Below are 14,071 nucleotides of genomic sequence, written 5' to 3'. Positions count from 1 at the left end.
GCACCAGACCGAGAGCCGCGCAGCCGACGACGGATGCCGTGCCCCAGGCGACGCCGACGATCGGCGGCTGGTCCTGCCGCCGATCGGTGAGCTGACGGCCCACAGGGCGGATCAGCCCGCACACGATGATCAGGGGCACGAGCATCTGGAAGCCGCGCAGCACGGCGGTCGCGAAACCGCACGCGGTGGCAACGCCCAGCCCCGCGAGCAGCGGTCCGGCGAGCCGCCAGCCGCCAGGCGGACACGGGGTCCGGTGGCGGTGCGTCGGCGGCCCGGCCCTCCATCACAGCCGTCTGTACCGCGCCGAATCGCGCCCCGTGCGGACGTACCTCGACAAGAAGCCCCGTCCTGCCGGGGCCGAGAGGAGCCGCCGCTCCCCGCCGTCCCTCAGGGCTACCGTGCTCGGCTTCCGGGTGCCATGGCCGCACCGACCAGCCCCGGTTCTCCAGGAGTTGTGCCGCGAGCTCCTTCTCGTCCTGACGGTCCATGACCGCGATGAGCACCTCGATCCGGCGGTTGAACGGCTCGACCGGCAGGGCGGCGCGGCCGTCTCCGCCGGCGAGGAAACCCTCTCGTATCACGTGGGGGCCGGGAAAAAGGGCCGTTGTCCCGGTGGGGTTCTTGCGGCGCCCGTACGCCCTCCGCGAGGCTGTCGCCATGACCGTCGACGAGGCATGGGACCACATCGAGGACTGGCTCCGCGCCAACGCCCCCGCCACCCACGCGGAGCTCCCGCCTCCGGCCGGCGCCGACGAGATCCGGGCGGCACAGGACGCGGTCGGCTGCGCGTTCCCGCCCGAGCTGACGGCCTCGCTGGCGCGGCACGACGGGTCAGGAGGGTTCGTCCTCCCGCCCCTTCACCGGCTCCATGGCACCCGCCTGATCGTGGCGGAGTACCGCGCGTACCGGCGAGCGGATCAGGCGCGGAGCCCGGAAGGGCCCACCTGGTGGGATGCGCGCTGGATTCCCCTCGCCGACGACGGATGCGGGAACAGCCTCTTCCTCAGCCAGACGCCCGGGCCTTCCTTCGGCCGGATCGGGGACCACGCGAAGGACGGCGGCGGATCGTTCCCCGAGGAAGGGACGCCGACGTCGCTCGGCGCTTTCCTGGAGTCGACGGCCCGGGGGCTCCAGGACGGCCTCTGGGGTGCGTACGAGTCGTACGTCGACGAGGACGGTTTCCTGGAGTGGCGCGAGCCGGACGCGGACCTCGTCGTGGCCTGGGACATGCGGGAGATGAACCGGCGCTACGGGTTCGGGTGAGGGGCCTTACTCCCCTTTTCCGTAACTGGAACCCTAACTGCTTCTTACGTCAATGCCCTTGTGAGCCATCTGCGCGTGCTGGAGCATCGGTTGCCGGACCGGGGCAGCAGCGCGCATCTGCGGCGCTGTTGATGCTGCCGCCCCGGGGCGCAGGACATCCGTGATCCGCGGGCATGGCTGGCGGTGGTCGCGTCGCGGGTCGCGTGCGACTGGCACCGGGCCGGGCCCATGACGATGCACTGCGTGAACGGCTGGTGAGCCGGTGGGCGCGTCGCCCGCCGGACGTCTCCGAGGAGCACCGGGTGCTCGCCATCGCGGTGGCCGGAGAACTGGACTCCCTGTCCCTTCTCCAGCGGCAGATGGTCTCGCTCCGGTTCTACGCCGACCTTCCGGTGAGCACCATCGCGGAGCTGCTGGAGATACCCGAGGGAACGGTCAAGAGCCGCCTTCACAGCATGGTCGCCGCGTTACGCAGACGACTCCAGGAGAAAGAGGTGATCTGAGGTGACACCGGTGACCGAATTCGACGAGGAGCGTCTGCGGAGGGCGCTCCACCTGATCGGGGACGAGGCGGGGCAGCAAGGTGAGCGGGTCGTGCCTGCGCCGCGCGAGCGCCGAGGGGTGGGTCGCCTGTTCGCAGGTGATGGCCGAGGGCGAGGTGGTGTCCGTCGAGGAGGCCCCCGAGGCAGGGCGGGTCCTGCTCACCGTCGCGGTCACCGACTGGTTCAAGCCCGCGACGGGCAAGAAGGAGGCCCGGTTCGACGTGGTCGACCCCGCCAAGGACGGGGCGTACCCGCGGTGGAAGCCGGGGGAGCACCTGCTGCTCGTGATCGACCGTGACCCGACCGCGTACGTCACCTCCTACCGCGGCGACGACATCGCGGAGGCGCGCCGCAGCATCGAGCGGGCGCTCCCCGGCGCGGCCGGGCGGGAATGTACGGACGGTGGGCGGGGGGACGTGTGAGCGAGCCCCTGCCCGGTCGGTCGGCGCCAAGGGGGGCCCGGGGTGAGACGACCGCCCCGCCCCCGGTGCTGTGCGGTACCGGGGGCGGGGCGGGGCGGCGCTTCGTTCACGCGGTTCGGGTCAGCGCACCGCTCGGTTCACGCGGTTCGGGTCAGCGCAGCTGTTCGTACGCGGGCAGCGTCAGGAAGTCCGCGTAGTCCTGGTCCAGGGAGACCTGGAGCAGCAGGTCGTGGGCCTGCTGCCACTTGCCGGCGGCGAAGGTCTCCTCGCCGATCTCCGCGCGGATCGCGGCCAGTTCCTCGGCCGCGACCTTGCGGGCCAGCTCCGCGGTGGCGTGCTCGCCGTTCTCGAAGACCACGTCCGCGTTGATCCACTGCCAGATCTGGGAGCGGGAGATCTCGGCGGTGGCCGCGTCCTCCATCAGGTTGAAGATGGCGACCGCGCCCAGGCCGCGCAGCCAGGCCTCGATGTAGCGGATGCCGACCGCGACGGCGTTGCGCAGGCCCTCGTACGTGGGCTTGGCGTCGAGCGTGTCGATGGCGATCAGGTCGCCCGCCGCCACCGAGACGTCCTCGCGGAGGCGGTCCTTCTGGTTCGGCTTCTCGCCGAGGACCGCGTCGAAGGAGGCCAGGGCGATCGGGACCAGGTCGGGGTGGGCGACCCAGGAGCCGTCGAAGCCGTCGCCCGCCTCGCGGTCCTTGTCGGCCTTGACCTTCTCGAAGGCCACCTTGTTGACCTCGGCGTCGCGGCGCGAGGGGATGAAGGCCGCCATGCCGCCGATCGCGTGCGCGCCGCGCTTGTGGCAGGTGCGGACCAGGAGTTCGGTGTACGCCCGCATGAACGGGGCGGTCATCGTCACCGCGTTGCGGTCCGGCAGGACGAACTTGGCGCCGCCGTCACGGAAGTTCTTGACGATGGAGAAGAGGTAGTCCCAGCGGCCGGCGTTCAGCCCGGAGGCGTGGTCGCGCAGCTCGTAGAGGATCTCCTCCATCTCGTACGCGGCGGTGATCGTCTCGATCAGCACCGTCGCGCGGACGGTGCCCTGCGGGATGCCGACGTAATCCTGGGCGAAGACGAAGATGTCGTTCCAGAGGCGCGCCTCCAGGTGCGACTCCGTCTTCGGGAGGTAGAAGTACGGGCCCTTGCCGAGGTCGATCAGGCGCTGGGCGTTGTGGAAGAAGTAGAGGCCGAAGTCGACCAGCGCGCCGGGCACGGGGGTGCCGTCCAGCTGGAGGTGGCGCTCGTCCAGGTGCCAGCCGCGCGGGCGGGTGACGACGGTGGCGAGCTCGTCGGCGGGCTTCAGCGCGTACGACTTGCCGGACTTCGGGTCGGTGAAGTCGATGCGGCGCTCGTAGGCGTCGGTCAGGTTGAGCTGGCCGAGGATCACGTTCTCCCAGGTGGGGGCGGAGGCGTCCTCGAAGTCGGCGAGCCAGACCTTCGCGCCCGAGTTGAGCGCGTTGATCGTCATCTTGCGGTCGGTCGGACCGGTGATCTCCACCCGGCGGTCGTTCAGCGCCGCCGGGGCGGGCGCGACCTTCCAGGAGTCGTCCGCGCGGACCGCCGCCGTCTCGGGCAGGAAGTCCAGCGTGGAGGTGCGGGCGATCTCGGCGCGGCGCTCGGTGCGCCGGGCGAGCAGCTCATTGCGGCGCGGCGTGAACTGCCGGTGCAGCTCGGCCACGAACGCGAGGGCCGCGTCGGTCAGGACCTCTTCCTGCCGGGGCAGGGGCTCGGCATCGACGATGGCCAGCGTGGACGGCGCTGGTGCGGACATGAGCTGTCACTCCTTCAGCGGGCGGCGGCGTCTCATGGCCGCCGGGTCGCCTGAGACGGCACGGCGTGCCATGGGCTCCGAGATACGGCCGTGGGTGCCGTCTGAGGTTCAGAGGGCTTCTGACCAGTGGATAGTAGTTTCCTCATGGTGGAAGTTCAATGGTTTGTTGATGTCGAGATTCTCCGGGTCGACAGAAACGGGATGTCGGCGGCGCAGCGTGCCAGGGCGGGTACGGAGGGTTGGCCGCTGTCACTCCAGATGGCCGAGGTCCTCCGCCGTGTCGATGTCGTACGCCTGCGCCACATCCGAACACTCCACCAGCGTGATCGCATCGCGGTGCTCCCGCAGATACGCCCGGGCCCCCTGGTCGCCCACCGCCCCCGCCGCGATGTCCGCCCACCGGTCCGCCCCGAACAGCACCGGATGGCCGCGCTCCCCGTCGTACGCGGCGGCCACCAGGCTCGACCGCGACCGGTACGCCCCCCGCACCCGCGCCACCGCCTCCGCGCCGATCCCCGGCTGGTCCACCAGCAGGACGAGCGCCGCGTCCGCCCCCGTACCGCTCAGGGCGGCCAGGCCCAGCCGGAGCGAGGAGCCCATGCCCTCCTCCCACCCCGGGTTCACGGTCACCGCCGAACCCGTCAGATCGGCCCGGGCCCGCACCTCGTCGGCCGCCGCGCCCAGCACCACATGGAGCGGGCCGCAGCCGCCGTTGCGCAGGGCCCGCAGGGCGTGCTCCACCAAGGGGCGGCCGCGGTGCTCCAGCAGGGCCTTGGGGCGGCCGCCGAGCCGCCGCCCGCCGCCCGCGGCGAGCAGCACCCCCGCCACCTTGGGATTCTTCGCATGAGAAGCCATGAGCCCTGGATACCACCGAGCCGTTCGCACACGCGACACGCATGTCACTCTCAGGGGTAACCCTGATTTCTTTCCGTGGGCTGGCGCGCACAGCCTGTCATGGCGTTAACTTGCGGGCGAGCCCCGGTACTTGGCCACCGCCCCGGGGTTCGGGGGTCACACCGGCACAAGGATGTGCGAGGGGGAGTGCTGTGTTGCGAAGCGTGGGGCAGAAGCGGGTCACCGGCAGCGGCGAGGACCCGAGGGTGGCAGAGCTGCGCATAGCCGTCTCCCGGCTCCGCCGAGAACTGGCCTCACTCTCCCTGGAATTCCCCGACCGGCCCATCGCCGAGGAGGAGCTCGCGGCACTCGATGCCATGGCGGTCGGCGGGGTCCCGGAGATCCCGCGCATGCGCAGCTCGCTGCTGCTGCTCGCGGGGTCCATCGGCTCGGTCAGCGCCCTCGCCGCCGCCCTGCGCGACGTACGCAACGCGGTGGACCTCTTCGGGGAGCCGCCGCGCGGGTGAGGCCGGGCGGCGTCGATTCGTAGCCTCGGCGGCTCAGCGGCGGATCAGCCTGCGGGCCGTCGCCGCCGCGACCGCCGACGTACGGGAGTCGACGCCCAGCTTCGCGTAGATGTGCACCAGGTGGGACTTGACCGTGGCCTGGCTCAGGAACAGCTTCTTGCTGATCTGGAGGTTGGACAGGCCCTCCCCGACCAGTTGCAGCACCTCCAGCTCCCGCCGCGTCAGGGCTTCGGCAGGCGTACGCATCCGGTCCATCAGCCGGTGCGCCACCGAAGGGGCGAGCGCGGAGCGGCCCGCCGCCGCCGTGCGCACGGCGGCCGCCAGCTCCTGCGGAGGCGCGTCCTTCAGCAGATAGCCGCTCGCGCCCGCCTCGACCGCCGCCAGGATGTCGGCGTCGGAGTCATACGTGGTGAGGACCAGGACGCGGGGGCCCTCGGGGACGGCGGTGATCGCCGCCGTGGCCTCGGAGCCGTGCATTCCGGGGCCCGGGCCGAACTGGAGGTCCATCAGTACGACGTCGAAGCCGCCCGCCGCCGCCAGCGCCACGGCCTCCTCGGCGGTGGCCGCCTCGCCCGTGACCCGGAAGTCCGGCTCGGTGTCCAGGACCGCGCGCAGACCCGCCCGTACGACGGGGTGGTCGTCGGCGAGCAGCAGCCGGATGGCGCTCTCCTCGCTCACGCGGCACGCTCCTCGGCCGGGGTCGCGACCGGCAGCGTGACCGCCAGCGCCGTGCCCTGGCCCGGCGCCGACTCCACGCTCAGCGTGCCGCCCAGCGTGGCTGCCCGTGACCGCATCGCGGGCAGCCCGAAACCGCCGTCGCCGCGCTCGGCCACCGGTGCACGCGACGGGTCGAAGCCCCGCCCGTCGTCCACCACGTCCAGCGCCACGGAGGTGTCCATGAAGCTCAGAGTGATCTCCGCCCGGCCCGCCCGCGCATGGCGCACCGTGTTGGCCAGCGCCGACTGCGCGGTCCGCAGCAGCGCCACCTCGTACGGCGTCGGCAGCTCCACCGGCGTACCGCTGACCGCGAACCGTACGGTGAGGTCCGGCCCGGTCGTCCGGGCGCAGAGCCGCTCCAGCGCGGCCGCCAGCGAACCGTGCTCCAGGTCCGGCGGCGTCAGCGCCCGTACGAAGGAACGCGCCTCGGCCAGGTTGGCCTGCGCGGCCTCCCGGGCGGCGCGGACATGCGCGGCGGCGGGCGCGTCCCCGGGCAGCGTGCGCTCGGCGGCGCGCAGCAGGAGCTGGATGCTGGACAGGCCCTGGGCGAGCGTGTCGTGGATCTCCCGGGCGAGCCGCTCCCGCTCGGCGAGGGTGCCCGCCGTACGTTCCGCCTCGGCCAGCTCCGCCCGGGTGGCGACCAGCTCCACGATCAGCTCCCGCCGCCGCTCGCTCTCGCGGAACAACGCGTCGTACCCGAGGACCGTGGCGACGGCGACGGCCGCCCCGAGCAGCGGGCCGATGAACGCGCCCGGGGCGATCTCCTGCCGGTGCACGACGAAGCTGGTGATCGCGGCGGCGGCGGTGACGACGACGGCGGGTACGCCCCAGCGCGTCGGCAACAGGTGCAGCTGGAGGAAGTAGAGCGGGAAGGCGACCCACAGGGCGTCGGGGGAGAGGACGAGCAGTCCGAGCCAGAGGGCGCAGAGCGCGGCCAGCCAGAGGGCCGCCGCCCTGGTCCCGGGACGCATGGACGCCCGCTGTCGTACGGAGGTGGCGCGGGCCTCCGCTCCCGCGCGGGCCTCCGCTCCCGCGCGGGCCCCCGCCCCTGCGCGCACCCCTGCCCCTGCCGGCCCCGGCCTCCCCGCCAGCGCCCCCGCCCCGTACACCCCCGCCGTCACCAGCGTCAGCGCCACCACCGCCCCCGCGTGCGGCGCGCCCTCGCCCACCGCGCGCACCGCCACCAGCGCCAGCAGGCCCGTCAGCAGCGCGTGCAGACAGAGCCGCAGGGCAGCGGTGACGGGGGTGTGCGAACGCGAATCCATGGTCCGTCCAGCGTAGCGGCGGCCCCCGCGTGGCCGGTCAATCGAAAGGTTGATCTGTGAACCGCCCCCCGCGCGATGTTCCCCCGCCCCGCACCACCGACGATGGACCCATGTTCGTCGCATGGAGAGACCTCCGGTTCGCCAAGGGCCGGTTCGCGCTCATGGGGTCGGTCGTGGTCCTGATCACGCTGCTCGTGGGCCTGCTGTCCGGCCTCACGGCCGGCCTGGCCCGGGAGAACGTCTCGGCCGTCACCGGTCTGGACGCCGACCACCTCGCGTTCGCCGCCCCGCGCGGGGACCAGTCGGTCTCCTTCACCAACTCGACCGTCCGCGAGGACGACTGGCGGGCCTGGGCGGAGCGCCCCGGCGTCGAGGCCGCCCAGCCGCTGGGCATCCGGACCCTGAACGCCACCGCCCCCGGTGACCGTACGGCCCCGGTCTCGGCGTTCGGCGTCGAACCGGACGGGACGCTCGCACCCGAAGCGCCGGAAGGGATCGGTCCGGGGCGCGTCGTGCTCTCCGAGAAGGCCGCCGAGGAGCTCGGCGCCGCCCCCGGCGACAGGATCGCGCTCGGCCGGGCGGAGCGGGAGGTCGCCGCCGTCGCGGGCGACGCCTCGTACAGCCACACACCTGTCGTCTGGACGACGCTCGACGACTGGCAGCAGATCGGCCACGACGGTGCGGGCCCCGCCGAACAGGCGACCGTCATCGCCCTGACCACCACCGCCGGCGCCGACCTGGCGGCCGGGGACGGGGCGGCCGAGACCCGCACGCTCTCCCTCGACGACTCCCTCACCGCGATCGGCTCCTACCAGGCCGAGAACGGCTCGCTGCAACTGATGCGCGGCTTCCTCTTCGCCATCTCCGCCCTCGTCATCGGCGCCTTCTTCACCGTCTGGACCATCCAGCGCAGCGGCGACGTCGCCGTACTGAAGGCGCTCGGCGCCTCCACCCCGTACCTCCTGCGCGACGCCCTCGGGCAGGCCGTGGTGATGCTTGTCATCGGTACGGGGCTCGGGACCGCGCTCGCCGCCGGGGCCGGGGTCCTGATCGGCGGGGGGCCGGTGCCGTTCGTGCTGGACGCGGCGACCGTCCTGGTCCCCGCCGCGATCATGATCGCCCTCGGCGCCCTCGGGGCCGCCCTCTCCATCCGGCGGATCACCGCCGTCGACCCCCTCACCGCACTCGGGAGTGCCCGATGACGCTCACCCTCACCGATGTGACCCTCACCTACCCGGACGGCGACGGGCGGCTCACCGCCCTGGACCGGGTCTCGCTGGAGGTCCCGGCGGGCACGCTCACCGCCGTCGTCGGGCCGTCGGGTTCCGGCAAGTCCAGCCTGCTGGCCGCCGCCGCGACCCTGGTGACCCCGGACTCCGGCGAGGTCGTCGTGGCCGGTACGCGGACGGGCCCGCTCACTCCGGCGGCGCGGGCGGCCCTGCGCCGGGAGCACATAGGGATCGTGTTCCAGCAGCCGAACCTGCTGCCCTCGCTCACCGCCGCCGAGCAGCTCCAGGTGATGGCCCACCTGTCGGGCGGCCGGGCGCGGGAGGCCCGCCGCCGGGCGCTGGAGCTGCTGGAGGCGGTGGGCCTGGCGGAGAAGGCGGACCGGCGGCCGCACCAGCTCTCAGGCGGTCAGCGCCAGCGGATCAACATCGCCCGCGCCCTGATGAACGAGCCCGAGGTGCTCCTCGTCGACGAGCCGACCAGCGCCCTCGACCACGAGCGAGGGGCGGCGGTCCTGGACCTGCTGGTCGCCCTGACCCGGGAGCGCGCCACCGCGACGGTGCTGGTCACGCACGACCGGGCGCACCTGGACCGGATGGACCGTACGGTGACGATGGACGACGGGCGGCTGACCGTACCGGCGCGGGTCTGAACCCCCGAGGTCCTGACCTCCGAGTTCAGCCGGCCGTCCCGTTGCTCGCCAGCGCGTCCGACAGCTCGCCCGCGACCTGCTGGAGGATCGGCACGATCCGCTCCGTCGCGCTCTCCGTCACCCGGCCCGCCGGGCCCGAGATGGAGATGGCGGCCGAGGTGGGGGAGTTGGGGACGGAGACCGCCAGGCAGCGGACCCCGATCTCCTGCTCGTTGTCGTCCACCGCGTATCCCGCCCGGCGCACCTGCTCCAGCGCGTCGAGGAAGCCCTCCGGCGTGGTGATCGTCTTCTCGGTCGCGGCCGGCATGCCGGTACGGGCGAGCAGCGCGCGGACCTCGTCGGCCGGGGTGTCGGCGAGGAGCGCCTTGCCCACCCCAGTGGAGTGCGGGAGGACCCGGCGGCCCACCTCGGTGAACATCCGCATGGAGTGCTTGGAGGGCACCTGGGCGACGTACACGATCTCGTCGCCGTCCAGCAGCGCCATGTTGGCCGTCTCGCCGGTCTCCTCCACCAGCCGCTGGAGGTAGGGGCGGGCCCAGGTGCCGAGCAGCCGGGAGGCGGACTCGCCCAGGCGGATCAGGCGGGGGCCCAGCGCGTAGCGGCGGTTGGGCTGCTGGCGTACGTAACCGCAGACGACGAGCGTGCGCATCAGCCGGTGGATGGTCGGCAGGGGCAGACCGCTGCTCGCGGACAGCTCGCTCAGCCCGACCTCGCCCCCGGCGTCGGCCATCCGCTCCAGCAGGTCGAAGGCGCGCTCGAGCGACTGCACCCCACCGCTGGCACCGGAGGGCTTGGAGTCGGCTGTGCTGGCGTGGGACGGCGGCACGTCAACGGTCCTTTCGAAGCGGAAGGCAAGGCAGCAGCCTACCGGGCACTTCCCGATCGGCCCACAGCTGTCCGGCGGGCGTCCGTGCCGGTCAGGGGCGGTTTTGTCCGGGTGCCGACGGTGTGCTGACGGTGTGGCGGCGGTTGGCGCGGCGGCTCGGTGCCGCCTCTCCTGGCCCATGCTACGTTCCGCATTCCGAAATGTGACTTTTACTTTGTGGAAATCTCCAGTCGGGCGGCAGGGCTGGCCCGCCGGGTCCCGGTGGCGGAAGGTGGGGTCTTGACGAGGGCGATTCCCGAGTGAAGACTCCATCGGAGCTTCAACAGTTCGTTGAATTCCTGTCGTGATCATTCCTGGAGTGAAGGAGCACGGGTGTCCGGTCCGGACGTGAACCTGGTACTGCGCTCGACGCGCGTCGTCACCCCCGAGGGCACCCGCCCGGCGACGGTCGCCGTCGCGGGCGGCACCATCGACGCGGTCCTGCCGTACGACACCGAGGTGCCCGCGGGCGCCCGCCTGGAGGACTTCGGCGACGACGTCCTGCTCCCCGGCCTGGTCGACACCCACGTCCATGTGAACGACCCCGGCCGCACCGAGTGGGAGGGCTTCTGGACCGCCACCCGCGCCGCGGCGGCCGGCGGCATCACCACGCTCCTGGACATGCCGCTCAATTCCCTCCCGCCGACCACCACCGTGGAGAACCTGCGGATCAAGCAGCAGGTCGCGGCCCCCAAGGCACACGTGGACACCGGCTTCTGGGGCGGCGCGCTCCCCTCCAACGTGAAGGACCTGCGCCCGCTGTACGAGGCCGGGGTCTTCGGCTTCAAGTGCTTCCTGTCGCCCTCCGGGGTGGAGGAGTTCCCCGAGCTGGACCAGGAGCAGCTGGCCCGCTCCCTGGCGGAGATCGCCGGATTCGGCGGGCTGCTCATCGTCCACGCCGAGGACCCGCACCACCTGGCCGAGGCTCCCCAGCGCCCCGGCCCCGCCTACGCCGACTTCCTCGCCTCCCGCCCGCGCGACGCCGAGAACACCGCGATCGAGGGGCTCATCGCCCACGCCAAGCGGCTGAACGCCCGGGTCCACGTGCTGCACCTCTCCTCCAGCGACGCCCTGCCGCTGATCGCCGCGGCCAAGCGGGAGGGCGTCCGGGTCACCGTCGAGTCCTGTCCGCACTTCCTCACCCTCACCGCCGAGGAAGTCCCGGACGGGGCCACCGAGTTCAAGTGCTGCCCGCCGATCCGCGAGGCCGCCAACCAGGACGCCCTGTGGGCCGGGCTCGCCGACGGCACGATCGACTGCATCGTCAGTGACCACTCCCCGTGCACCACGGACCTGAAGACCCCGGACTTCGCCTCCGCCTGGGGCGGCATCTCCTCCCTCCAGCTCGGCCTGCCCGCCATCTGGACCGAGGCCCGGCGGCGCGGCCACTCCCTGGACGACGTCGTGCGCTGGATGTCCGCCGCCCCGGCCGAGCTGGCAGGGCTGAGCCGCAAGGGCGCCATCGAGGCGGGTCGCGACGCCGACTTCGCGGTCCTCGCCCCTGAGGCGACCTTCACCGTCGACCCGGCCGAGCTCTTCCACCGCAACCAGGTCACCGCCTACGCGGGAAAGACCCTGCACGGCGTGGTCCGCTCCAGCTGGCTGCGCGGGGTCCGGATCGCCGCAGACGGCGTCCTCGCCGAGCCCACCGGCCGCCTCCTCGAACGCGACCACTGACGGCACCTCCGAGCAGCGCTCTCGTACCAGATCGCTGACCGCACCTGTGAGCAGCACTCTCGTACCCGATCACTGACCGCACCTGCGAGCAGCGCTCTCGTTCGCGACCACCGGCCGTCTCCACCGGTACGCGACCACCGACCATGCCCCGCGCCCCGTGCCCCGTGCCCGAAAGGACCCCCGACCATGACGGACGCCGCGATACCGCGCTTCACCGGCGACGCCAGCCCGTACGCGGGCGGCGACCCGTACGCCGACCACCGCACCGCCGACTTCCCCTTCACCCACCTCGTCGACCTGGCCGACCGCCGCCTCGGCGCCGGGGTCATCGCCGCCAACGACGAGTTCTTCGCCGAGCGCGAGAACCTGCTGAAGCCCGGGCCCGCCGTCTTCGACCCGGAGCACTTCGGCCACAAGGGCAAGATCATGGACGGCTGGGAGACCCGCCGCCGACGCGGGGTGAGCGCCGCCGAACCGCACCCCACCCCCGACGACCACGACTGGGCCCTCGTCCGCCTCGGCGCCCCCGGTGTCATCCGGGGCATCGTCCTGGACACCGCCCACTTCCGGGGCAACTACCCCCAGGCCGTCTCCGTCGAGGGCGCGTCCCTCCCCGGCTCCCCGTCGCCCGAGGACCTCCTCGCCCCCGACGTGAAGTGGACGACGCTCGTCCCGCGCACCCCGGTCGGCGGCCACGCGGCCAACGGCTTCGCCGTCGACGCCGAACAGCGCTTCACCCACCTGCGGATCAACCAGCACCCGGACGGCGGGATCGCCCGGCTGCGCGTGTACGGAGAGGTCGCCCCCGACCCCGCCTGGCTCACCGCCCTCGGCACCTTCGACCTCGCCGCCCTGGAGAACGGCGGCCAGGTCGAGGACGCCTCCGACCGCTTCTACTCCCCGGCCACCAACACCATCCAGCCCGGCCGCTCGCGCAAGATGGACGACGGCTGGGAGACCCGCCGCCGGCGCGACCGGGGCAACGACTGGATCCGCTACCGCCTCGCTGCGCAGTCCGAGATCCGGGCCGTCGAGATCGATACCGCCTACCTCAAGGGCAACTCGGCGGGCTGGGCCGCCCTTTCGGTCCGGGACGGCGAGGACGGCGACTGGTCGGAGGTCCTGCCCCGGACCCGGCTCCAGCCCGACACCAACCACCGCTTCGTCCTGGACGGCCCGGCGCGCGCCACCCACGTACGGATCGACATCTTCCCGGACGGCGGAATCTCCCGGCTGAGGCTGTACGGATCCCTCACCGACGAGGGCGCCGCAGGGCTGGCCGCGCGCCACCGCGAGCTGGGCGGCTGACCGTACGCGAACGGGCCGGCGTCACCGCGATCGCAGGGGGATCGCGGTGACGCACGGCTCTGCTCACCGCCCCTCTGCTCACCGCCCCTCTGCTCACCGCCCCTCTGCTCACCGCCCCTCGGAACTCCTCCCCTCAGAACTCCTCGTGCGTGTCCGGGTCCCCGCCGAACCGCCGCTGCCGCCCCGACGCGATCGTGGTCAGCTCCCGCGCGGTCAGTTCGAACCCGAACAGGTCCAGGTTCTCCCGCTGCCGCCCCGGATCCGCCGACTTCGGGATCGGCACCGCGCCGACCTGCGTGTGCCACCGCAGCACCACCTGCCCCGGGGTCACCCCGTGATCCTCGGCGATCGCCACCGTGGAGGGGTCCTCCAGCACCTCACGGCCCCGGGCCAGCGGACTCCAGCTCTCTGTCACGATGCCCTTCGCCGCATGCACGGCCCGCAACTCCTCCTGGGGAAGCAGCGGGTGCATCTCGATCTGGTTCACCGACGGCAGCACGCCCGTCTCGCGCTCCAGCCGCTCCAGATGGGCGGCGGTGAAGTTGGAGACGCCGATGGAGCGGACGAGACCGTCCTCACGGAGCCGGATCATCGCCTTCCACGTCTCGACGTACTTGTCGACATGAGGCAGCGGCCAGTGGATCAGATACAGATCGACGTACTCGACGCCCAGCCGGGCCCGCGACTCCTCGAACGAGGCCAGCGTCTGCTCGTACCCCTGATGCCTCCCCGGCACCTTCGTCGTCAGCCTGATCTCCTCGCGCGGGACGCCGCTGCGGGCGATGCCCCGGCCGGTGCCGGTCTCGTTGCCGTAGTTCAGGGCCGTGTCGATGAGCCGGTAGCCGAGTCCCAGGGCCCCCGCGACGGCCTCCTCCGCCTCCGCGTCGTCCAGCGGATAGGTGCCGAGGCCCACCGCCGGGAGGGTGGTGGAGTCGTTGAGCGTATGAACGGGTACGTCGCCCATGGCCGGTCCTGACCTTTCCGTAGCCCTTGTCGCGTCA

General features: G+C 72.6%; 14 protein-coding genes. 8 read left to right on the top strand and 6 right to left on the bottom strand.

What is annotated here, in order from left to right:
- Positions 1 to 657: 657 nt before the first annotated feature.
- From R2B67_RS05070 to R2B67_RS05060, 3 genes are all read left to right on the top strand, one after another.
- On the top strand, positions 658 to 1,263 hold the full coding sequence (locus R2B67_RS05070) for an SMI1/KNR4 family protein (protein WP_317816628.1): 606 nt from the start codon (positions 658 to 660) through the stop codon (positions 1,261 to 1,263).
- Between the two features lie 203 nt (positions 1,264 to 1,466).
- Positions 1,467 to 1,766 (top strand): sigma factor-like helix-turn-helix DNA-binding protein, encoded by a 300-nt coding sequence (locus R2B67_RS05065; protein WP_317816627.1) that lies wholly within the window; start codon positions 1,467 to 1,469, stop codon positions 1,764 to 1,766.
- 80 nt (positions 1,767 to 1,846) lie between these two features.
- Complete coding sequence (locus R2B67_RS05060) at positions 1,847 to 2,227, top strand: hypothetical protein (protein WP_317816626.1); 381 nt, start codon at positions 1,847 to 1,849, stop codon at positions 2,225 to 2,227.
- Positions 2,228 to 2,378: 151 nt separating this feature from the next.
- Here the strand turns inward: R2B67_RS05060 and aceB are convergent, their stop codons facing one another.
- The gene (gene aceB, locus R2B67_RS05055) at positions 2,379 to 3,998 is read right to left on the bottom strand and encodes a malate synthase A (RefSeq protein ID WP_317816625.1); all 1,620 of its coding nucleotides are present in this window, start codon (positions 3,996 to 3,998) and stop codon (positions 2,379 to 2,381) included.
- Positions 3,999 to 4,247: 249 nt separating this feature from the next.
- Positions 4,248 to 4,853 (bottom strand): nucleotidyltransferase family protein, encoded by a 606-nt coding sequence (locus R2B67_RS05050; RefSeq protein WP_317816624.1) that lies wholly within the window; start codon positions 4,851 to 4,853, stop codon positions 4,248 to 4,250.
- A 191-nt stretch (positions 4,854 to 5,044) separates the two neighbouring features.
- On the opposite strand from R2B67_RS05050, the gene R2B67_RS05045 reads away from it, so the two are divergent.
- Positions 5,045 to 5,359, top strand: a complete 315-nt coding sequence (locus R2B67_RS05045) for a DUF5955 family protein (protein WP_030562541.1) — start codon at positions 5,045 to 5,047, stop codon at positions 5,357 to 5,359.
- A 33-nt stretch (positions 5,360 to 5,392) separates the two neighbouring features.
- Here R2B67_RS05045 and R2B67_RS05040 read toward each other — a convergent pair whose 3' ends face one another.
- Positions 5,393 to 6,037, bottom strand: a complete 645-nt coding sequence (locus R2B67_RS05040) for a response regulator (protein WP_317816623.1) — start codon at positions 6,035 to 6,037, stop codon at positions 5,393 to 5,395.
- Complete coding sequence (locus R2B67_RS05035; RefSeq protein ID WP_317816622.1) at positions 6,034 to 7,341, bottom strand: sensor histidine kinase; 1,308 nt, start codon at positions 7,339 to 7,341, stop codon at positions 6,034 to 6,036. The genes R2B67_RS05040 and R2B67_RS05035 overlap by 4 nt, the downstream gene beginning before the upstream one ends.
- Before the next feature lie 110 nt (positions 7,342 to 7,451).
- Between R2B67_RS05035 and R2B67_RS05030 the strand changes: the two genes are divergently transcribed.
- Positions 7,452 to 8,543 carry an ABC transporter permease gene (locus tag R2B67_RS05030; protein WP_317816621.1) on the top strand — a complete coding sequence of 364 codons (1,092 nt, stop codon included), beginning with the start codon at positions 7,452 to 7,454 and terminating at the stop codon, positions 8,541 to 8,543.
- The gene (locus R2B67_RS05025; RefSeq protein ID WP_317816620.1) at positions 8,540 to 9,220 is read left to right on the top strand and encodes an ABC transporter ATP-binding protein; all 681 of its coding nucleotides are present in this window, start codon (positions 8,540 to 8,542) and stop codon (positions 9,218 to 9,220) included. Before R2B67_RS05030 ends, R2B67_RS05025 begins: the two co-directional genes overlap by 4 nt.
- 25 nt (positions 9,221 to 9,245) lie before the next feature.
- On the opposite strand, the gene R2B67_RS05020 is transcribed toward R2B67_RS05025, so the two are convergent.
- Positions 9,246 to 10,046 (bottom strand): IclR family transcriptional regulator, encoded by an 801-nt coding sequence (locus R2B67_RS05020; RefSeq protein ID WP_317816619.1) that lies wholly within the window; start codon positions 10,044 to 10,046, stop codon positions 9,246 to 9,248.
- Between the two features lie 372 nt (positions 10,047 to 10,418).
- Between R2B67_RS05020 and allB the strand changes: the two genes are divergently transcribed.
- On the top strand, positions 10,419 to 11,762 hold the full coding sequence (allB, locus tag R2B67_RS05015; RefSeq protein WP_109980189.1) for an allantoinase AllB: 1,344 nt from the start codon (positions 10,419 to 10,421) through the stop codon (positions 11,760 to 11,762).
- A 186-nt stretch (positions 11,763 to 11,948) separates the two neighbouring features.
- Positions 11,949 to 13,070, top strand: coding sequence for an allantoicase (gene alc, locus R2B67_RS05010; protein WP_317816618.1), 1,122 nt, complete (start codon positions 11,949 to 11,951; stop codon positions 13,068 to 13,070).
- 133 nt (positions 13,071 to 13,203) lie between these two features.
- Here the strand turns inward: alc and R2B67_RS05005 are convergent, their stop codons facing one another.
- Positions 13,204 to 14,034: an aldo/keto reductase gene (locus R2B67_RS05005; protein WP_109980191.1), complete on the bottom strand. Its 831-nt coding sequence runs from the start codon at positions 14,032 to 14,034 to the stop codon at positions 13,204 to 13,206.
- Positions 14,035 to 14,071 lie beyond the last annotated feature (37 nt).

This window comes from Streptomyces cyaneofuscatus, from assembly GCF_033109485.1.
In the GTDB taxonomy this organism is placed as follows: Bacteria; Actinomycetota; Actinomycetes; order Streptomycetales; family Streptomycetaceae; genus Streptomyces; species Streptomyces cyaneofuscatus.
Note: the sequence above shows the minus strand (reverse complement) of the source record. Positions and strands in the feature narration are given on the sequence as shown.

Excerpts from the sequence above, each read along its gene's own strand:
- R2B67_RS05070 (WP_317816628.1), top strand. The coding sequence starts at position 658 with ATGACCGTCGACGAGGCATGGGACCACATCGAGGACTGGCTCCGCGCC.
- aceB (WP_317816625.1), bottom strand. The coding sequence starts at position 3,998 with ATGTCCGCACCAGCGCCGTCCACGCTGGCCATCGTCGATGCCGAGCCC.
- R2B67_RS05050 (WP_317816624.1), bottom strand. The coding sequence starts at position 4,853 with ATGGCTTCTCATGCGAAGAATCCCAAGGTGGCGGGGGTGCTGCTCGCC.
- R2B67_RS05035 (WP_317816622.1), bottom strand. The coding sequence starts at position 7,341 with ATGGATTCGCGTTCGCACACCCCCGTCACCGCTGCCCTGCGGCTCTGT.
- R2B67_RS05030 (WP_317816621.1), top strand. The coding sequence starts at position 7,452 with ATGTTCGTCGCATGGAGAGACCTCCGGTTCGCCAAGGGCCGGTTCGCG.
- R2B67_RS05025 (WP_317816620.1), top strand. The coding sequence starts at position 8,540 with ATGACGCTCACCCTCACCGATGTGACCCTCACCTACCCGGACGGCGAC.
- alc (WP_317816618.1), top strand. The coding sequence starts at position 11,949 with ATGACGGACGCCGCGATACCGCGCTTCACCGGCGACGCCAGCCCGTAC.
- R2B67_RS05005 (WP_109980191.1), bottom strand. The coding sequence starts at position 14,034 with ATGGGCGACGTACCCGTTCATACGCTCAACGACTCCACCACCCTCCCG.